The following is an 18820-nucleotide window of genomic DNA, read 5'->3' as shown; positions in this document are numbered from 1 at the left end:
CGCGCTTGACGTGGCATAACTCTGCCCACAACAGGTTCCATTGGGCATGTGTCCCCCCGGGGTTGCACACGTTCACCGTTCCAACACTGGTCCGGTGGAGCGCAACCAACAGACCGCGGTAGGGAGGTACAGATGCAGACAATGCGCCGATCCCCTGGCGCGAACGGTCCAAGGTTGCAGGCTTGGACCGCCCACGATCACGCCGTTCACATGGGCGTGGCGATCGAACGGGTGCGTTACAGCGCCCACGGCGGACCGGTCGAGGTCCGCGCCCCGGTACAGGTGGTCGCCAACCCCCGTGCCGCGGTCCGGGCGCTGCGCGTCGATATCCGCGGCGCCCATGTATTCACGCTCACGCGCCACGAGATAGCGCGAGCCCTGAAGTGGGTCGACGGAAGCGGATGCCTGCAGGCCGTAGCCGCCCTATACCGCGGCGAGCCCACCGGCTTCACGATCATTCTCCGCGACGGGACGTGCGCCGAGTGGCGGGTTCGACCCGTCCGATATCTCTCGCTCACCCCCGCGCACCCCGCAGATTGCGAAGTTCAACCGCAGCAACAGCGACGGGAATTGAGCACATGAGCAGCACGACCATCATCACGGAGCACCCCGGCTGGCACGACACCCCCACGGGCGACCCCGTACGCGTCGTCGAGCACCGCGGCTCCGCATGGCTCGCCCGCTGGGAGACCGAGCGCGAACACCTGCTGCTGCGCGCGCTCGACCGTACCGAAAGCGAACCGCCCCCCGTCGCCTACACGTCCGCGGTCGACCTGCCCACGACGGCCGAAGCCGCGCCGCTCCTCGACGAGTTGGTGCGACTCGGCACGGTGGCACGGCTCACCAACCCGTCCCTCTGGGACGCGATCACGACCGCGCTCCTCCGCCAGGTGGTGACCGCCGCGGAAGCCCGAGAGTGCCACCGCGCCTACTACGCCGCCTACGGCTACACCTTCGACACCCCCGCCGGCCCGCTGCCCCTGGCCCCCGCTCCGGAGATCGTTCTCGAACTCACCGACGACGAGTTCGCCAGCGTCGGCGCCAAGTTCCACCGCAAGGGCCTACGCACCGCCGCCACCGCCTACCTCGACCACGGCGACCACTGGGCCACCCTCGCTCCCGGAAGCCTCATCAAAGAACTCGCCGAGGTCCCGTACATCGGCCCGTGGACGGCGTCAGCAGCCGCGGCCGATTTCACCGGCGACCACTCCCTCTACCCGCACGCCGACCTCGCCGTACGCACCTGGGCCAGCCGAGCCGCCCCCGCCGTCGCCCTGCCGAGCACCAACCGCGACTTCGAGACCCTGTGGCGCCGCTGGGCACCCACCCGAAGCCAGCTCCACGCCCTGACCCTGTTCACCCTCGCCTGGGGCACCGCACCCCGCGCCCATAGGGCGGCTCAGATGCTCTCACCGTTGAAGGGATCACCCACATGAACCGCTCGGCTTCCGCCACCGATGCCTTCCCGCTCGCACCCGAGGGCGGACGTATGCCCCACAGCAGCGAGCCACCGTCCGGGCCGACCACCCGACCATGGGCGCTCCGCTTCGCGCGGACGCCCGACGCCACCAACGCAGTCCGACTCCCGGCTTCGCTGTACGACGAGGAGCGCCAAGTCTCGATCGGGGTCGACACTGATCTGCTGCCCTACATGGCGACCCACACCCCCTCCGTTCCCGACGGCAGTATCACCAACCCCCCGCCGCTCGACGAGGGTCCGAAGGACTGACGACAATGCCGGCGATTCTCGTCATCGCGTCCCTCGAGGGACACCCGGGCATCACCCGCGCCGACAATGACGTGCGCGTCGGCATCCAGTCCGTGTCAAGTGTCCTCGGCGCTGGCCTGCTCCGCGTGCACCGGTCCTGCACCGGTCTGCTCGACGAGATCCCCAGTTTGTCCCTGCTCGCGCAGGCGCAGGTGAACGCCGTTAGCACCGACACGAAGGTGCCCATCCTGCACCCGGATTGAGCCGACGAGGATGTCGCCGCGGAAGAAGTATGGATCCACCCCGAGACCGGGCAGGCCGCGCCGGACCCTGTCGGGAGTTTCCCGCTCGGGGCATGAAAATGGCCCGCACATGCGTGCGGGCCATCCACGAGCCTAGTTGCCTAGGTGCCGAGGCTCTCGGAAGGTGAAGACATCAACATTTGATCAACATTCGAATCAAAAGGCTTTGGCCCCACCACCGTGGATGGTTGCTGGGCTCCGAGCCACTCACATACATGTTGGGCCGCTGGTAGGGAGTGCTCTTGCGTGCATCCCTGGTCGACCCGAAAGAGACCTGTCGCAAAAACCAAGATCAGCGACGCCGCAAACTGTGCGTACTTCGTACGTCGGTCCCAAGCCTGTTGGCGGGCCGATAGGTTGCCGTCGCGGTTCGGTGTTGTGGAAGTGGATGTAAGAGACGCTGCGGCCACAAGCTTGGTGACTAGGTACCGCAGAGGCCGGGCGCCATGCCCAGCGGCCGTATGGATGGCCCTCCGTAGGCGAGACATCAGTCCCTACTCTCTTTTGAGTTGGTCCGACGCCGGGTTGAGCGCCGGTGACTCAACTATGAGACATGCGACCTAGATCACACAACTGTCGCCCCGGGCAAAAACGACGTCCGTTCAGATCAGGCAGGCCGTCAGCATGTCTGTGGGGGTGCTTCTTGCCGATATCTCCCGATCAGGTCAAGTACCTCGGCGCCCACACTGCGGACCTGTACGCCGACGTCGAGCAGCGTCTGCTCGCCCTGTACGCACGCCAGCTCGCCGTCGGCGTCGACCTGGTCGTCGTCAGCAGCTCGCCGCGCTAGTGCCCACTGTGCCGCCCGTGGGAACGTAAGGTGACGCTCCACGGCACACGGGGGCACCTTCATGCCCGCCCGCGGCGCCGCGCAGACCTACCCCGCCAAGGAACGCGCCCAGCCCGTCGCTGAAACCGACGCGCGCACGACGAGCGTCTCGGGCGCCGACTTCCGCGCGAACTACGCCTTCCGCCTGCTGCTCGCCGCCGAGCTGCGCGACGCCGAGTTCGTCTATCACTCCGGCCCCGCCACCGGGGCTCTGGCGATCCAGCTCCAGCAGCCGGACGGCACGTGGGCGCGATCACCGATCGGCGGCGAGCAGACGGTCACGTACGGCGGGTCGCCGTCCCTGTGGCGCACCGTCGAACAGACCTGGTCCTGGTGGACCGAGCACGGCCGCCCCGAGCAGGATCAGTTCGACTACGCCCGCGAGGCGGACGGCAGCGCCTACGTCACCCACCGCGACAGCGGCCGGCGCTGGAACCTCTGACCCTGCCCCAACGGGCAGGGGGCGTCCGTCGACGAGCCCACGACCCGAGAAGCCTGACGTGACCAGGTCGAGCGGTGGCTTCGCATCGTCCGGACCACCTTTTTCGAGCCGGTTCAACCGTTTCGGGTCACATCGGCGCTGACTTTCCCGTTTGGCCCTGGTCCGAAAGCCGGACTGGGATGCTCGACCGTGGCGCATCCGGCCCACCGAAGGGAAGTTCATATGACGATCGAGTACGGCACGTTGGGGGACCCCCAGTACTTCACCGTCCTCTCGCTGTACGGCGACGGCCGGGGCAAGGACATCGGCACGCACGGCTTCAAGGTCTTACGCGAGGCCATGAAGGTGCAGGTGAAGAGCGGGGACCGGGTCTACTGGACTGAATACCGGCTCGGCAACGAGACCACCACCAGCAACCCGGGGTACAGGACCACCCTCATCACCGGGGTCGATGGTGACATCAGCCTCGGCGTCTCGGTGGACCTACGGGTCAAATTCGTCTTCGACATCACCAACCCGAGCAACTGCACCGAGTTGCCCCCGATCACCGTGGCATTCGGACCGGGCGAGACGGAGCAGATCGTCACCATCGACCGGCCGGATCCACACCGTCGGGCGTACGTGGAAAGCTCCGTGGCCAACCCCCGGTGGTCGGGGGCGAACGGGAATCAGCAGTTCCTCCTGGGCATCAGCGAGCGGACCACAGTAGAGCCCCCGCAGCGATCCGCGTACTACGGGGAGGCGCGCACCGAGCCCACCCCTGAGCAGATCAAAGAGTGGGAGGCTCTGACGGCCGGGATGGGAATGGGGCCGGTGGTCCTCGGCCTGAACGATCTGAATCCGGTGATCGGCCGCACGGCTGCCCAGCGAAGCATGGCGGAGGAGGACACCGGCGACGATGGGACCAGCTTCTCGATCGACGGCTGACGGCTGCCCCCGCACAACGCGAGGCCCCTACTCGGCCTGGTCGGGTCCCGTCCGCGGCCCACATCCGCAGGCGGTTGTGGGCGCCCTTCCACGAGCCGAAGTACTCGGATAGGTCCATCCACGGTGTGCCGGTGCGGTACTTGAACACGATCGCGTCGATCCCGCCAGGGCCGGGGCGAGCACCTCGGCGTCCCGGCCCGGTCACGAGCCCGCTCATGCATGAGCCGCGGGTGGTGCCCCGACCGGACCAGGAGCCACTGCGGGTACTGATGATGTGCGACCACCGCCGGAGGGCTGGTGCTCGATCCGTTCCGGCAGACGGTCGAGCGTGACGGCATCGCGCTGCGCCTGACCCCGCGCGAGTTCCCCCTGCTGCACTGCCTGATCCGCCACCGCGACAGCGTGCTGAGCAAACGCCAGATCCTGGAGGACGTCTGGGAGGCGGAATAGCGGGGGCGCTGGAACATCGTCGAGATCTATATCAGCTACCTGCGCAAAGAAGGTGGACACCCCATTCGGGCGCAACAACATCGAGATCGTGCGCGGGCTGGGATCCGGTTGTCGAGCTGAGCGCCGGGACGGGTTTTCGGTAATTGCCGGAGGAGCTGTTCAACTGCGGCCGTCGACGTCCCGGAGCCGGTCGGCTAGCGTAGCGGATCGCCGATCCATCGGGGAGAGCTGTTTTTCACTGGTGGACGGCACTATTGACGGTTCACTTGTCTCGCGAGGGGACACCAATGAGAATCCGCAAGGCCATTTCCTCAGCGGTCGTCGTGGCGACCGCTGCCGTTGGCACGATCACCGCAGTCGGCGGCCCGGCCCAGGCCGCCTGGGTGCCGCCGTTCAGAAAGTGCACGTCATTCGATCAGAATGGATTCAAGGGCAACGTCTGTGTGGACCGGATCGGCTGGGGACCGCAAGAATTCCTCGGCCAGGGCGAGATCCAGTCATTCCCCAGCAAGTGTGCCAAATTCCGGGTCGACGTCGTTGACCCCGATGGCACGGCGGTGCATTCCGTGGACAACATCCCCTGCACCACCGGGACGATTGGTACCGCTCGATATCTCGCCGAGCTGCACGTGAACGGCAGGGCTTATGCCCGCCTGGCCGGCTTCGACAGCGCGGGAAACACGCTGCTGTCGGTCAACTCTGAAATCATCGTCTCCCCGTACGACAACCACTGAGGGGCCGCCGCCCGCCGGCGCGGTAAACGCGCCGGCGGGCGGGTGGGGTGTGCGGTCACGCCTTCGGGGCGACCTTGCTCAGGCCGTTGATGATGCGGTCCATCGCGTCGCCGCCCTGGGGGTCGGTGAGGTTCGCCAGCATCTTCAGGGTGAAGCGCATCAGGACCGGGTGCGTCAGGCCGCGCTGGGCGGCGATCTTCATCACCTTCGGGTTGCCGATCAGCTTCACGAAGGCGCGGCCCAGGGTGTAGTAGCCGCCGTAGGTCTCCTTGAGGACCTTCGGGTAGCTGTGCAGGGCCAGTTCGCGCTGGGCCGGGGTGGCGCGGGCGTGGGCCTGGACGATGACCTCGGCCGCGATCTGGCCGGATTCCATCGCGTACGCGATGCCCTCACCGTTGAACGGGTTGACCAGCCCGCCCGCGTCGCCCACCAGCAGCAGGCCCTTGGTGTAGTGCGGCTGACGGTTGAAGGCCATGGGGAGGGCCGCGCCGCGGATGGGCTGGGTCATGTTCTCGGGGGTGTAGCCCCAGTCCTCCGGCATGGACGCGCACCACGCCTTCAGGACCTCGCGCCAGTCCAGCTCCTTGAAGGCGGACGAGGAGTTGAGGATGCCGAGGCCGACGTTGGACGTGCCGTCGCCCATGCCGAAGATCCAGCCGTAGCCGGGCAGGAGACGGTCCTGGGCGCCGCGGCGGTCCCACAGCTCCAGCCAGGACTCCAGGTAGTCGTCGTCGTGGCGCGGGGAGGTGAAGTACGTGCGCACGGCCACGCCCATCGGGCGGTCCTCGCGCCGGTGCAGGCCCATCGCCAGGGAGAGCCGGGAGGAGTTGCCGTCGGCCGCGACGACGAGGGGGGCGCTGAAGGTGACCGGGGTCTTCTCCTCGCCCAGCTTCGCGTGCACGCCCGTGATGTGGCCGGTGCGCGGGTCGCGTACGGGCTCGCCGACGTTGCAGCGCTCGTAGAGGCGGGCGCCCGCCTTCTGGGCCTGCCGGGCGAGGGTCTCGTCGAAGTCGTCGCGCTTGCGTACGAGTCCGTAGTCGGGGAAGGACGCCAGCTCGGGCCAGTCCAGCTGGAGCCGCTGCCCGCCGCCGATGATCCGCAGGCCCTTGTTGCGCAGCCAGCCGGCCTCTTCGGAGACGTCGATGCCCATCGCCACGAGCTGCTTGGTGGCGCGCGGGGTCAGACCGTCGCCGCAGACCTTCTCGCGCGGGAAGGCCGTCTTCTCCAGCAGCAGGACGTCGAGTCCGGCCTTGGCGAGGTAGTACGCGGTGGTGGAGCCGGCGGGCCCGGCCCCGACGACGATCACGTCCGCGGAGTGTTCGGAGAGGGGCTCGGTCACGGCGGGATCTCCCGAAGGCTCGATTAGGGGTGCCGAACGGCACGAGACATGTGCAGTCTAAGCAGCCAGAGAGATCACGATCCGAAGGGCTGCCCACGATGACCGCCTCACCGACCCGGCCGCCGACCCGGCCGCTCCCCGATGTCCAGCTGCGCGTGCCCACCGACGAGGACGCGCACGCCTGGCACCGGGTGTTCGACCATCCCGACGTCATGGAGTTCCTGGGCGGTCCCGCCGAGCTCTCCGTGTACGAGGAATTCACCGCCCGCCAGCGGATGCACGACGCCCAGCGCGGCTTCTGCCTGTGGACCCTCGTCGACCCGGAGGGCGCCGTCATGGGGTTCACCGGGGCCCAGCCGTGGCCCAAGCCCTGGGGCCCGCCCCTGGGGGAGATCGAGATCGGCTGGCGGCTCGGCCGCGAGTTCTGGGGCAAGGGGTACGCGTACGCCGCCGCGCTCGCCACCGTCGAACGGGTACGGGCGGCGGGCGTACCGCACGTCATGGCGATGATCGACGCGCGCAACACCCGTTCCATCGCGGTGGCGGAGCGGCTCGGCATGGAACTGGCCGAGGAGTTCACCACTCCGGGTGGCAACCAGGGCCGCAAGTACACGCTGGACTTCAGCTAGGAGACGGGGAGGGCCCGCTGGAAGAAGACGGGGGCCCGGCTAGAACACGGACAGGCCCGTCAGCGTCGTGAACCGGTCCAGGGCCGCCACGCCCGCCACCGAGTTGCCCTGGGCGTCCAGCCCGGGGCTCCACACGGCGAGCGTGCACAGGCCCGGGACGACGGCGACGATGCCGCCGCCGACCCCGCTCTTGCCGGGCAGCCCGACGCGGTAGGCGAATTCGCCCGCCGCGTCGTACGTCCCGCACGTCAGCATCACGGCGTTGATCTGCTTGGCCTCGCTGCGGGTCAGCAGCCGCGAGCCGTCGGCGCGCAGCCCGTGCCGGGCCAGGAAGCGGGCGGCAAGGGCCAGGTCAGCGCAGGTCAGTTCGATCGAGCACTGCCAGAAGTAGTGGTCGAGGAGCGCGGGGACCGGGTTGCCGAGGTTCCCGTACGAGGCCATGAAGTGGGCGAGGGCCGCATTGCGGTCGCCGTTCTCCGCCTCGGAGGCGGCGACCTCGGCGTCGAACGCGACGTCGGGGTTGCCGCTCTCCTCCTGGAGGAACTTCAGGAGTTCGCTGCTCGCGTCGCCGGTGAGGGTCTGCAGCCGGTCGGTGACGACGAGGGCGCCCGCGTTGATGAACGGATTGCGGGGGATGCCGTTCTCGTACTCCAGCTGCACCAGCGAGTTGAAGGGGTTGCCGGAGGGCTCGCGGCCGACCCGCTCCCAGAGGCTGTCGCCGCCCTCCGCGAGGGCGAGGGCCAGCGCGAACACCTTGGTGATGGACTGCGCGGAGAACGCCGTACGCCAGTCGCCGACCCCGTGGACGTTCCCGTCGAGGTCGGCGATCGCCATGCCGAACTGCCGCGGGTCCACGGACGCCAGCGCCGGTATGTACTCGGCGGGCGTCCCGCTGCCGACGAGCGGGGCGATGTCCGCCTCGATCCGCTCCAGCAGCTCCTGGTAGTCCACGGCGCTCTCCGTCCCTATGCCATCCGTCCCTGCGGTCCCTATGCCTTGGTGCCGCGGTGCAGCGCCACGATGCCGCCGCTGAGGTTGCGCCAGGCGACGTTGCCCCAGCCGGCCTTCTGCAGCAGCTGGGCGAGGGCGGGCTGGTTCGGCCACTCGCGGATGGACTCGGCGAGGTAGACGTACGCGTCGGGGTTGGAGGACACCGCGCGGGCCACCGGCGGCAGGGCGCGCATCAGGTACTCGGTGTAGACGGTCCGGAAGGGGGCCCAGGTCGGCTGCGAGAACTCGCAGATGACGACCTTGCCGCCGGGCTTGGTGACCCGGTACAGCTCGCGCAGGGCGCCCTCGGTGTCCTGCACGTTGCGCAGCCCGAAGGAGATCGTCACGGAGTCGAAGACGTCGTCCTTGAACGGCAGCTTCGTCGCGTCGCCCGCGGTCAGCGGCAGCCACGGGTTGCGCTTCTTGCCCTCGCGGAGCATGCCGAGCGAGAAGTCGCAGGGCACGACGTACGCACCGGTCGCGGCGAAGGGCAGCGAGGAGGTCGCGGTCCCGGCGGCCAGGTCGAGCACCTTCTGGGCGGGGCGCGCGTCGACCGCCTTGGCGACCTCCTTGCGCCACAGCCGGGCCTGGCCGAGGGAGAGGACGTCGTTCGTGAGGTCGTAGTTGGCCGCCACTCCGTCGAACATGGAGGCGACTTCGTGCGGCTGCTTGTCCAGGGATGCGCGGGTCACTGGTTGGCCTCGCAGGGTTCGGGTGCGGTGCCGCTGCGCGGGGCGCGGCGGCGGGCACGGCGCGATGGGGTTGCCCCCTCATTCTCGCAGGCCCGCCCCGCCGTGCGGCGCGCTGCCCCGGCCTTCCGCGCCCTGCGCGGGACCGCTCAGCGGCTCAGCGGCGGCGGTGCAGGAGGCGGCCGCCGATGACCGTGGCCACACAGGTCGTGGCGCCGCGCGCGAGGAGGGCGTCCAGGTCCGGTGCGTCGAAGGCCGCGAACCGGGCCGGTCCGCCGCGCTCCAGCGCCCCGTGGAAGGCCCCTGCGACCGCGTCCCGCCCCGCGAAGGGGTCCAGGGACGGCGGTACGGAGTCACCCGCGTCCGGCGCCCCGGAAGCCCGCCCGTCACCGGGCAGCACCGGCACGGCCGGGATCAGCGCCAGGCCCGAGCGCGAGACGGCCGTACGGACGGACGGCACGCGCAGCCGGCCGCCGACCGCGACCACCCCGCGCGACAGCAGCTTCTGGGTGGCGCGCCGGGCGCTGTTGCCCCAGCGGGCCTCGGTCAGACCGAGGGCGTCCAGGGCCTCCGCCCCGGTGACCGGATCCGCGCCCAGTTCGGCGATCTCGTACGGATCGTCGGGGTAGTACGTCCGCTCCAGCAGCAGCTCCGCCCCGCGCACGACGAGCCCCGGGGTCAGCACCCCGGGCCAGCGCCGGGTGCGGGCGTGCGGATACCGCTCGGCGAGGGCCTCGTACGGGCCCACGCCGGCGATCCGGTCACCCTCGACCAGGACCGCCCCGCCCGGCACCGGGACGGACCCGGGCCCGGTGACGAGGAGGTCGGCGGTGTGGAGCGTCAGCATGGGTTCGTCACGTGCGTCCGTCGGTGTCAGTCAGCGGTGATCAATCGGTGGTGATCAGTTCGTCCATCAACGGTGATCAGTTCGACGAGATCAGCTTCAGCTCGGGGTGGGCCGTGCCGCCCTCGATCGCCGTCGAGGAGATGTGCGAGACCACGCGGTCGTCGACCGGGTCGTTCGCCGGGTCGTCGTGGACCACCAGGTGCTCGTACGTCGTCGCGCGCTGCGCCGGGGTCCGGCCCGCCTTGCGGATCAGGTCGATGATCTCCTGGCGGTTCGAGCGGTGCTTGGCACCGGCCGAGGAGACGACGTTCTCCTCCAGCATGATCGAACCGAGGTCGTCGGCGCCGTAGTGCAGCGCCAGCTGGCCCGCCTCCTTGCCGACCGTCAGCCAGGAGCCCTGGATGTGCGCGATGTTGTCGAGGTACAGCCGCGCGATCGCGATCATGCGCAGGTACTCGAACACCGTGGCCTGCGTGCGGCCCTTGAGGTGGTTGTTCTCGGGCTGGTAGGTGTACGGGATGAAGGCGCGGAAGCCGCCCGTACGGTCCTGCGTGTCCCGGATCATCGCGATGTGCTCGATCCGCTCGGCGTTGGTCTCGCCGGTGCCCATGAGCATCGTGGAGGTGGATTCCACGCCCAGCCCGTGGGCGATCTCCATGATCTCCAGCCACCGCTCGCCGGACTCCTTGAGCGGGGCGATCGCCTTGCGCGGCCGCTCCGGGAGGAGTTCGGCGCCCGCGCCCGCGAAGGAGTCGAGGCCGGCGGCGTGGATGCGCGTGATGGCCTCCTCCGCCGAGACGCCCGAGATGCGGGCCATGTGCTCGACCTCGGACGCGCCGAGGGAGTGGATGACCAGCTGCGGGAAGGCCTTCTTGATCGCGGCGAAGTGGTGCTCGTAGTACTCGACGCCGTAGTCGGGGTGGTGCCCGCCCTGGAACATGATCTGCGTGCCGCCCAGCTCGACGGTCTCCGCGCAGCGGCGCAGGATGTCGTCGAGGTCCCGGGACCAGCCCTTCTTGGTGTCCTTCGGGGCCGCGTAGAAGGCGCAGAACTTGCACGCCGTGACGCACACGTTGGTGTAGTTGATGTTGCGCTCGATGATGTACGTCGCGATGTGCTCGGTACCCGCGTAGCGCGTGCGGCGCACGGCGTCGGCGGCCTGGCCGAGCGCGTGCAGCGGCGCGTCGCGATAGAGGTCGAGGGCCTCTTGCTGGGTGATCCGGCCCCCTGCGGCGGCACGGTCGAGGACAGACTGGAGAGCGGCCTGGTCGGTCACCGGTGCGTCACCTTTCGGCGGTGTGTCAAGGGTTGTCCGGACCGATCCAGCCTACGCCAGCGGTCCGGTGCGGTTGCGGGGGGCCGTCGCGAACACGCCTGACCCGCGCCTATCCCTTCGTGAGGTCGCCCTCGGGGTTTCCGGCGGCCCGGTCGCCCGACCGGTAGTGGACGCTGCCGCCCTCGTTGAGGGTGAACCGCTCGTCGGCGGAGCCGGGGGCGCAGATGCCGGGGTGCGGGTTGGGGCCGCCCGCGGTGTCCAGGACGAGCGCGCGGTCGGTGGCGACGGAGAGCTTCCAGTCGCCGCTGCAGTCGTACTTCGTGCCGAGCACGTCGATGACGGAGTTGTCGCGGGCGACCACCGCCCCCTTCTTCCCGGCCCGGATCGTGATCTCGAACTGCGTGGGCAGGCCGAGGTTCGTGGTGATCGAGCCCTTCCAGGTGCCGATGAACTCCTTGGGCACGTCGTCCCGCGTGCTCTTCGTCGGCGGCGCGGAGGACGACCCGTCGCCGGATGGCGAGGCGGACGCGGAGGGCGACGGGGAGCGGGGGACGCCCGCCGTGGAAGAAGGAGGGGTCGCCGTGTCGTGCCGGTCGTCGCCACCGCCGGGCAGCAGGCCCAGCCCGTACAGCCCGCCGCCGAGGGCCGCCGCCACCACGCCCATCGCCAGCACCAGCGTGCAGCTGAGGCGGCGCCCGGCCGCGGTGAAGCGGATCCCGCGCCGGTCACCGTCCGGCCGGCCCTGAGCCGTCGCCGCGCCGCCCGCCGCGCCGCCGGAGCCCGTCTGGGTCGGCAGGTGCGGGATGCTCTGGGGGCCGTACGGACCGGCCGCACCGACCGGGGCCCGCTGGGCCTCGTACGAGGAATCCGCGGGACCGAAACCGCCCAGCGCGTCCGAACTGTAGGGCGATTCCTCGAACAGCACCGGCCCCGAGGCGTACGGACCCGGCCCGGCGCCCGGGAACGGGTCCGCGCCCGCCCCCGCACCCGCGCCGACGCCCACGTCCAGGTCCCCGTCCAGGTCCAGCAGCCGTGACGCGGCCCGGCTCACCTCCTCCACCAGCGGCCCCGGCAGCCAGCCGGGCGCGCCCAGCGCCCCGTCCAGCGCCGCCGCGACCGCCTCCGGGGCGGGCCGCCCGCCCGGCGCCTTCGCCAGGCACGCGCCGATCAGCTCGCGCAGCTCCCCGGCCGGGATCCCGCCGAGGTCGGGCTCCTCGTGGACCACCTTGTAGAGGAGGGTGGCCGCGTTGTCCCCGCTGAAGGGGGGCTGCCCGGTCGCGGCGAAGGCCAGCACCGCGCCGAGCGAGAAGACGTCGGAGGCCCCGGTGACCCCCTTGCCGAGGATCTGCTCGGGGGCCATGTAGCCGGGCGAGCCCACCGACGCCCCGCTGGCGGTCAGCGAGGCGGTGCCGTCGGTGGCCCGGGCGATGCCGAAGTCGATCAGCCGCGGCCCGTCCAGGGTCAGCATCACGTTCGAGGGCTTCACGTCACGGTGTACGAGGCCCAGCGCGTGCACCGCCACCAGGGCGCGGGCCAGCCCCGCGCCGACCGCCCGGACGGAGCGCTCCGGCAGCGGCCCGTGCGCGGCGAGCGCCCGGTCCAGGGAGGGCCCGGCGACGTACGCGGTGGCCACCCACGGAACGGCGGCCTCCGGGTCGGCGCCCAGCACCTCGGCGGTCCACTCCCCGCCCACCCGTCGGGCGGCGACGACCTCGCGCCGGAACCGGGCGCGGAACTCGTCGTCCGAGGCGAAGTACGGGTGCACGATCTTGACCGCGACCGTCCGGCCGCCCGCGCTGCGCCCCAGGTAGACCCGGCCCATCCCGCCCGACCCGAGCCGGCCGAGCAACCGGTACGGCCCGATCGTGCGCGGATCGCCGGCTTCGAGCGGCTGCATCGCGTCCCCCGTCCTGTGCTCCCCCATGCATGCCTGACCCGTGCATGCCTGACGGCTAGGCACGATAGGCCCTGTCGGCCCACGCGGGCAGCGGATCCGTGGCACGGTGATCGGCATGAGACCGCGCACGACCACGGCGGACCCGGCGGCCAGGGCCTCAGGCCCGCTCACCGGCCTGCTCACCGCCTGCCTCACCGCCTGCCTCGCCGTCACGCTCGCAGGCTGTTCCGGCCAGGGCGGCCGGGTCCGCTTCGACGCCCCGAGCGCCGCCCCCACACCCGCTCCCACCAGCGTCGTCACCCCGCATCCGGTGGCCGAGGCGGTACGGCTGACCCAGCTGCCGACCGGCCCGGAGGCGGAGTTCCACGAGGAGAGCACCCTCGACGACGGGACGACGATCGGGGTGACCACCCTGGAGGGCCAGAAATCGGGTTTCACGGGGAAAGTCTGGGTGTGGGCGCCGAAGCAGTACTTCGAATCCCAGTACGCGCACAGCGGCTTCCCGGTGCTGATCGCCCTGCCCGGCGGCCGGGGATTCCCCAAGAACTACTGGATGGCCGCGGGCCTGCGGCTGGAGAGCAGCATCGCCGCCTGGTCGAAGGACGGCCGGAGCCTGCCCTTCATCGTGGTGATGCCCGTGCTCAATGCGGACAAATCACACTTCTACGACGGCAGCGACATCCCCGGGCAGCCGAAGATGGGCACCTGGCTCACGGAGGACGTGCCGGACCTGGTGCGGGCCAACTTCCGCACCTTCCACTCCCGGGACGGCTGGGCCTTCATGGGCTCCTCCTCCGGCGGCTTCGCGGCACTGAAGTCGGTGCTCCAGAAGCCCGATCAATTCAAGGCCGTGATCGCCTCCGGTCCCGACACCGTGCCGGACTCCCCGCTGTGGAAGGGATACGAGGAGGAGCGCCAGGCGAACAATCCGGAGCGCCTCGCCCAGGAACTCGTGACGAAGGACGGACCGGACGTCTATCTCGCCTTCCAGATCGGCAGCAAGGAAAGCGGAAAGCCGAATGTCGAGAAATTCATCAGGAATTACGGAAAGGGTCCCGTAAAGACGCATTTGCAGGTCATCGCGGGTGGCGAGCACAACGCCAAGACCTACATCCGGGGCATGGGCGAGGGCAGCATCAAGTGGATCAGCGCCCACCTCCAGGCGCCGGTCCCCACCGCCTGAGGCACTCCCCGCCGGCTGCGGCGGAGCCCGGGCCCCCGCCGCACCACGGCCCCGGTCAGGGGGCCGGGCCGCCCGGTCAGGGGGCCAGCAGCTCCACCGAAACGTCCTCCGCGAACCCGGTCGTCGCGCCGGTCCGGCGCGCGAATTCACGGACGCCCGCCAGCTGCTCCGGACCGAAACGGAAGTCGAGCGTGGTGAAGTACCGCTCCAGCAGTTCCGCGTCGAAGGCCTCCCAGCGGGCCGCCTGCTCGGCCACCTTGGTGACCTCCTCCAGGGACAGGTCCCGGGAGGCGAGGAAGGCCTCGTGGACCTCCCGCACCATGGCCGGCTCGCGCTCCAGGTAGTCCTTGCGGGCGGCCCAGACGGCGAAGACGAACGGCAGTCCGGTCCACTCCTTCCACATGAGCCCCAGGTCATGCACGGTGAGACCGAGCCGGGGCGCGTCGTGCAGGGAGGCCCGCAGGGCCGCGTCGCCGATCAGTACGGCCGCGTCGGCCTCCTGCATCATCAGCCCGAGGTCGGGCGGGCAGGTGTAGTAGTCGGGCTGCACGCCGTACTGCTCGGCGAGCAGCAGCTGGGCCAGCCGTACGGACGTACGGGAGGTGGACCCGAGAGCGACCCGGGCCCCGTCGAGCTGCTCCAGGGGCACCTGGGAGACGATCACGCAGGACATCACGGGGCCGTCGCAGCCGACCGCGAGGTCGGGGAAGGCGACGAGCTGGTCGGCGTTGCGGAGGAACTCCACGAGGGTGATCGGGGCGATGTCGAGCTCACCCCGGACCAGCCGCTCACTGAGCTTCTCGGGGGTGTCCTTGGTCATCTCCAGGTCGAGCAGCGTGCCGGTTCTGGCCAGCCCCCAGTACAGCGGGAGGCAGTTCAGGAACTGGATGTGGCCGACTCTGGGCCGGCTGCGATAGACGTCCACATCGCGAGACTAGCCCCCGTCCTCCCGTCAGCCTTCGGACGGGTCTCAAACGTCCGGGTGACGTGATCTTTCCCTCTGGTCGACCCCCCAGTCTGCGTGCTAGGCTCGACGCAAGTTGCAGTTTGGTTTCCCTTGCAGTACGAGGCCTGCGGAGCATGTGACCCGCAGGCTTTTGTAGTTTTCAGACTTCTTAGCAGGTTCTGGAGCAGGGCGACCCTTTGGCCCATAGGAGGGCTCATGGCTACCGGAACCGTGAAGTGGTTCAACGCTGAAAAGGGCTTCGGCTTCATCGCCCAGGACGGCGGCGGCCCGGATGTCTTCGTCCACTACTCCGCGATCAACGCGGCTGGTTTCCGCTCCCTTGAGGAGAACCAGCTCGTGAACTTCGACGTCACGCAGGGTCCGAAGGGCCCGCAGGCGGAGAACGTCACCCCGGCCTAGTCGCCTGGGCCAGCCCGATCGCGGGTTGGAGATGCAGTACCCAAGGAGCCCTGCCTCCTCCGTGCGAGCGGAGGGGGCGGGGCTCCTGCCTTTTCCGGGTTACCCGGAGAGGCGCGTACGGGAGAGGGGCGGAACCCGATGGGTTCCGCCCCTCTCCCTCACTCTCGCCTTACGCCGCCGGGGGCGCGGTGACGGTCAGGTCCAGGATCAGCTCCACGCCGTTCTCCGTGACCAGGCGCAGGTGGTACGTGCCCGGCGCGGCCGGAGCCGCGGCCGCGCCCGGGGCCGAGGCGGTGAACAGGTCCGGCAGGACGACCAGGCCGTCGGCGCCGGTCGGCGCCAGCGCCACCGTGTGCAGCTCCTTGCCTTCCTTGTCCTTGAAGAACGGGGTGCGCGCGGCCGGGTCCACCGGGACCCACGCGCCCTTCTCGTCCTTCTCGACCAGGGCGGCCGTGACCTTGGTCCCCGCGATCGGGGCGCCCTTGGCCGTGGCCTTCACCTCGACGCCCACGAAGCTGGATCCCTGGACCGCGGTGAGCGGCTTGGTGCCGGTACGGGCCAGCGCGTCCACGACGGGCGCGGGAGCGGGCTTGGGCGTGACCGTACCGGTGAAGTTCACCGTGAACGACTGGCTGCCCGCGGCGCTGCCGTTGCCCTTGCTGTAGAGCGTGGCCCGCAGGGTGAAGGCACCCGGCTTCTCGCCCGCCTTGTCGCCCGCCTTCAGGGCGGGGGCGGTCGCGACGCCGTCCTTGTCCGTCTTGACCACGGCGGACCGCTTGCCGTCGGCCTCGAAGACCGTGCCGGAGGTGTCGTCGTCCCCGACCTCGAAGGTGACCGTCTCACCCGCGGCGGGCTTGCCGTCGCTCAGGACCGCCTTGGCCTTCGGGGCCGTGGCGAAGACCGTGCCCGCCTCGGCGGTGATCTCCGGCGCGCCCTGGACCGTCAGCCCGGACACCGTCGCGGGCGCCGGCTTCGGCGGGTCGGTCGGCTTCGTGGGCGGAACCGTCGGCGGGGTCTTGGGCGGGACTGGCGGCGGCTTCGGCGGGTTCACCGGCGGCAGCGGGGTCTTGGGCGGGGGCGGCGGGGTGGGCAGCGACCCGGGCGGCGGCGTCGGGTAGTTCCCCGGCGGCGGGTTCGGGACGTCGGTGGCCCCGGCCTGGTACTGGCGCATCCAGCCGAGTACGGAGTTCACGTACTCGCGGGAGCTGTTGTAGCTCAGGATCGCCTTGTCCAGGTCCGCCGGGTTCGACAGGTTCCGGTCGCCCGCGCAGAGGTAGAGGCCCGCGCCGAGCGCGGCGTCGTAGATGTTGTTCGGGTCCCGGTTGCCGTCGCCGTTGCCGTCGGCGCCCCAGGTCTGCCAGGTCGAGGGGATGAACTGGAGCGGGCCCACGGCACGGTCGTACTCCGTGTCCCCGTCCCACACGCCCTTGTCGGTGTCCTTGATCGACGCGAAGCCGTTGCCGTCCAGGCGGGGGCCGCGGATCGGCTTCTCCGTGGACCCGTCCGCCTTCAGGCCGTAGCCGGAGGCGTGGACGGACTCGATCCGGCCGATGCCGGCGAGCAGCTGCCAGGGCAGCTTGCAGTTGGGCAGCGCGGCCGCGACCGATATCTCGGCCCGGCGGTAGGCGTCGAGGGCGGTCGCGGGTATCCCGCTGGCGCCCTCGGGGGCCCCGGAACCGGGCTGCGGCGGCGGGTCGGCCACCAGGTCGGGCAGGTCGAGGCGCGCGTTGCCACGGTCGTTGGCCTGCGGACTGTCCGGCCCCGGCTCCGCCTCACCGGCGTCGGCCGTCGGCGCGGTGGTGACGACCGCCGCCGTGGTCAGACTGGCCGCGAGCGCGGCGGTGCACAGGACTTTGCGCGAAGTACTGACAAGGTGACGGTGAAGAGGCTTCACAGTGCGGCAATCCCCCCAAGGCAGCCGTGGACATGTGCGTGCGCGGCCGGTCGAGCCGTGAATATTCACTGTCTATCAGGTATTTGGGAACGACTCGCCGTCCCCCCACCAACATGTGACAGACCATTCGCCTCACCTTCACCTCGTCCTTGACGCGGCACATCGCCGGACTCCGGCCAAAGGCCCTAAGTCCCGCCCCAAAAGGTCCGAATGACCCAGGTATGAACCATCTCCATTCCCTAGGCTGTCTCCATGGCCAAGAGCAACAAGAGGGACCAGCAGAGCCGCGACGCCCGGGAGCGGCTCCGGCTGGAGCGCGAGGCCTCCGCCCGCAAGGCGAAGCTGCGCGGCCGCCTGATGGTCGGCGGCGCGCTCGTCGCCGTACTCGCCATCGCGGTGGGAGTCGGCATCTACGCCTCGAAGTCCAGCGGTTCCGGCTCCGGCGCCTCCCCCGAATCGAGCGGCAAGCCCTTCGTCCAGCCGGCCAACACCTCCGGCAAGGACGGCGTCGTCGTGCCCTACGGCAAGGCGGACGCCAAGGACGTCGTCAGCATCTGGCTGGACCCGCGCTGCCCCGTCTGCACGGGCGTGGAGACGGGCCTCGGCAAGACCTTCAAGGAACAGGCCGACGCGGGCACCTACCGGGTCGACTACCACTTCGCGACCTTCCTGGACGGGTCGCTGGGCGGCAAGGGCTCCAAGCGCGCCCTCAACGCCCTGGGCGCGGCGGTCAACGAAAGCCCCGAGCGGTTCATGGAGTACCTCCAGGTGCTCTACAAGAACCACCCGGCGAAGGAGTCGGACGACAAGTTCGGCTCGACGGCCACCCTCTTGGAACTCGCGGACCAGGTCCCGGGCCTGCGCACCCCGTCGTTCAACAAGGCCGTGAAGGAACTGACCTACATGCCGTGGGTCGACAAGGTCTCGAAGGCCTTCTACGAAAGCGGCAAGAAGGGCACCCCGGAGATCGAGATCAACGGCAAGAAGGTCAACGTCTTCTCGGGCCAGGGCATCGAAACCATCACCCCGGACCAGTTCAAGCGGCTGGTGACGGACACGGTGAAGTAGGAAGCAACCCCGGCGAAGCCGGGGCGCGGCTGCGCCGCTCTAGGGTGCGTTTCGAGCGGCCGGGGTCGGGGAGGTTCCGGGGGCTGCCCGCCAGTTCAACTGTCTCTTCGTGGTGCCGTGACCTGTCAAGGGCGCTCCCTGCGGTCGCGTCGCTACGCGATGGCCTTCGGCCACCCTTGACAGATCCCGTCCCCACGAAAAGCCAAGAACTGTCGGACGGCCCCCGGGGGAAGGCATGGGGGACCGACAG

Annotated in this window: 21 protein-coding genes and 1 pseudogene; 13 read left to right on the top strand and 9 right to left on the bottom strand. The window is 70.1% G+C overall.

Features of this window, described 5'->3' with window-relative positions:
* The first annotated feature begins 210 nt into the window (after window positions 1-210).
* From OHS33_RS20980 to OHS33_RS20950, 7 genes are all read left to right on the top strand, one after another.
* On the top strand, window positions 211-582 hold the full coding sequence (locus OHS33_RS20980; RefSeq protein ID WP_330331945.1) for a hypothetical protein: 372 nt from the start codon (window positions 211-213) through the stop codon (window positions 580-582).
* Window positions 579-1436, top strand: coding sequence for a hypothetical protein (locus OHS33_RS20975; protein WP_330331944.1), 858 nt, complete (start codon window positions 579-581; stop codon window positions 1434-1436). The genes OHS33_RS20980 and OHS33_RS20975 overlap by 4 nt, the downstream gene beginning before the upstream one ends.
* A complete protein-coding gene (gene tgmA, locus OHS33_RS20970; RefSeq protein ID WP_330331943.1) occupies window positions 1433-1729 on the top strand; it encodes a putative ATP-grasp-modified RiPP in 297 nt (98 codons plus the stop codon). Before OHS33_RS20975 ends, tgmA begins: the two co-directional genes overlap by 4 nt.
* A gap of 5 nt (window positions 1730-1734) precedes the next feature.
* Window positions 1735-1971, top strand: coding sequence for a hypothetical protein (locus tag OHS33_RS20965; protein WP_330331942.1), 237 nt, complete (start codon window positions 1735-1737; stop codon window positions 1969-1971).
* A gap of 682 nt (window positions 1972-2653) precedes the next feature.
* Window positions 2654-2800 carry a hypothetical protein gene (locus OHS33_RS20960; protein ID WP_330331941.1) on the top strand — a complete coding sequence of 49 codons (147 nt, stop codon included), beginning with the start codon at window positions 2654-2656 and terminating at the stop codon, window positions 2798-2800.
* Between the two features lie 61 nt (window positions 2801-2861).
* A complete protein-coding gene (locus tag OHS33_RS20955) occupies window positions 2862-3281 on the top strand; it encodes a hypothetical protein (RefSeq protein ID WP_330331940.1) in 420 nt (139 codons plus the stop codon).
* A 222-nt stretch (window positions 3282-3503) separates the two neighbouring features.
* Window positions 3504-4208, top strand: a complete 705-nt coding sequence (locus OHS33_RS20950) for a hypothetical protein (RefSeq protein WP_330331939.1) — start codon at window positions 3504-3506, stop codon at window positions 4206-4208.
* Window positions 4209-4263: 55 nt separating this feature from the next.
* On the opposite strand, the pseudogene OHS33_RS20945 reads toward OHS33_RS20950, so the two are convergent.
* Window positions 4264-4425, bottom strand: a pseudogene (locus OHS33_RS20945) (transposase); the annotation flags it as partial.
* Between the two features lie 80 nt (window positions 4426-4505).
* Between OHS33_RS20945 and OHS33_RS20940 the strand changes: the two are divergent.
* Window positions 4506-4658, top strand: coding sequence for a winged helix-turn-helix domain-containing protein (locus tag OHS33_RS20940; RefSeq protein ID WP_330331938.1), 153 nt, complete (start codon window positions 4506-4508; stop codon window positions 4656-4658).
* Between the two features lie 287 nt (window positions 4659-4945).
* Entirely contained in the window at window positions 4946-5392 is a 447-nt protein-coding gene (locus OHS33_RS20935) for a hypothetical protein (RefSeq protein ID WP_330331937.1), read from the top strand.
* 55 nt (window positions 5393-5447) lie between these two features.
* On the opposite strand, the gene OHS33_RS20930 is transcribed toward OHS33_RS20935, so the two are convergent.
* Window positions 5448-6731 carry a geranylgeranyl reductase family protein gene (locus OHS33_RS20930; protein WP_330331936.1) on the bottom strand — a complete coding sequence of 428 codons (1284 nt, stop codon included), beginning with the start codon at window positions 6729-6731 and terminating at the stop codon, window positions 5448-5450.
* Window positions 6732-6829: 98 nt separating this feature from the next.
* Between OHS33_RS20930 and OHS33_RS20925 the strand changes: the two genes are divergently transcribed.
* On the top strand, window positions 6830-7360 hold the full coding sequence (locus tag OHS33_RS20925; protein ID WP_330331935.1) for a GNAT family N-acetyltransferase: 531 nt from the start codon (window positions 6830-6832) through the stop codon (window positions 7358-7360).
* Window positions 7361-7399: 39 nt separating this feature from the next.
* Here the strand turns inward: OHS33_RS20925 and OHS33_RS20920 are convergent, their stop codons facing one another.
* From OHS33_RS20920 to OHS33_RS20900, 5 genes are all read right to left on the bottom strand, one after another.
* Entirely contained in the window at window positions 7400-8311 is a 912-nt protein-coding gene (locus OHS33_RS20920; RefSeq protein WP_330331934.1) for a glutaminase, read from the bottom strand.
* Between the two features lie 38 nt (window positions 8312-8349).
* On the bottom strand, window positions 8350-9042 hold the full coding sequence (locus OHS33_RS20915) for a demethylmenaquinone methyltransferase (protein WP_330331933.1): 693 nt from the start codon (window positions 9040-9042) through the stop codon (window positions 8350-8352).
* Window positions 9043-9196: 154 nt separating this feature from the next.
* The gene (locus OHS33_RS20910; RefSeq protein WP_330331932.1) at window positions 9197-9886 is read right to left on the bottom strand and encodes an imidazolonepropionase-like domain-containing protein; all 690 of its coding nucleotides are present in this window, start codon (window positions 9884-9886) and stop codon (window positions 9197-9199) included.
* Window positions 9887-9962: 76 nt separating this feature from the next.
* On the bottom strand, window positions 9963-11162 hold the full coding sequence (gene mqnC, locus OHS33_RS20905) for a cyclic dehypoxanthinyl futalosine synthase (RefSeq protein ID WP_330331931.1): 1200 nt from the start codon (window positions 11160-11162) through the stop codon (window positions 9963-9965).
* 109 nt (window positions 11163-11271) lie between these two features.
* Window positions 11272-13059, bottom strand: coding sequence for a serine/threonine-protein kinase (locus OHS33_RS20900; protein WP_330331930.1), 1788 nt, complete (start codon window positions 13057-13059; stop codon window positions 11272-11274).
* A gap of 115 nt (window positions 13060-13174) precedes the next feature.
* Here OHS33_RS20900 and OHS33_RS20895 point away from each other — a divergent pair, with 115 nt between their 5' ends.
* On the top strand, window positions 13175-14242 hold the full coding sequence (locus tag OHS33_RS20895) for an alpha/beta hydrolase (protein ID WP_330331929.1): 1068 nt from the start codon (window positions 13175-13177) through the stop codon (window positions 14240-14242).
* Between the two features lie 76 nt (window positions 14243-14318).
* Here OHS33_RS20895 and OHS33_RS20890 read toward each other — a convergent pair whose 3' ends face one another.
* Window positions 14319-15167, bottom strand: coding sequence for a menaquinone biosynthetic enzyme MqnA/MqnD family protein (locus OHS33_RS20890; protein WP_330331928.1), 849 nt, complete (start codon window positions 15165-15167; stop codon window positions 14319-14321).
* A gap of 237 nt (window positions 15168-15404) precedes the next feature.
* On the opposite strand from OHS33_RS20890, the gene OHS33_RS20885 reads away from it, so the two are divergent.
* On the top strand, window positions 15405-15608 hold the full coding sequence (locus tag OHS33_RS20885) for a cold-shock protein (protein WP_112451444.1): 204 nt from the start codon (window positions 15405-15407) through the stop codon (window positions 15606-15608).
* Between the two features lie 169 nt (window positions 15609-15777).
* Here OHS33_RS20885 and OHS33_RS20880 read toward each other — a convergent pair whose 3' ends face one another.
* A complete protein-coding gene (locus OHS33_RS20880; protein WP_330331927.1) occupies window positions 15778-17502 on the bottom strand; it encodes a hypothetical protein in 1725 nt (574 codons plus the stop codon).
* A 252-nt stretch (window positions 17503-17754) separates the two neighbouring features.
* On the opposite strand from OHS33_RS20880, the gene OHS33_RS20875 reads away from it, so the two are divergent.
* Window positions 17755-18570: a thioredoxin domain-containing protein gene (locus OHS33_RS20875; RefSeq protein ID WP_330331926.1), complete on the top strand. Its 816-nt coding sequence runs from the start codon at window positions 17755-17757 to the stop codon at window positions 18568-18570.
* The last annotated feature ends 250 nt before the right edge of the window (window positions 18571-18820 follow it).

The sequence above is a fragment of the Streptomyces sp. NBC_00536 genome (genome assembly GCF_036346295.1).
Classification (GTDB): Bacteria; Actinomycetota; Actinomycetes; order Streptomycetales; family Streptomycetaceae; genus Streptomyces.
Note: the sequence above shows the minus strand (reverse complement) of the source record. Positions and strands in the feature narration are given on the sequence as shown.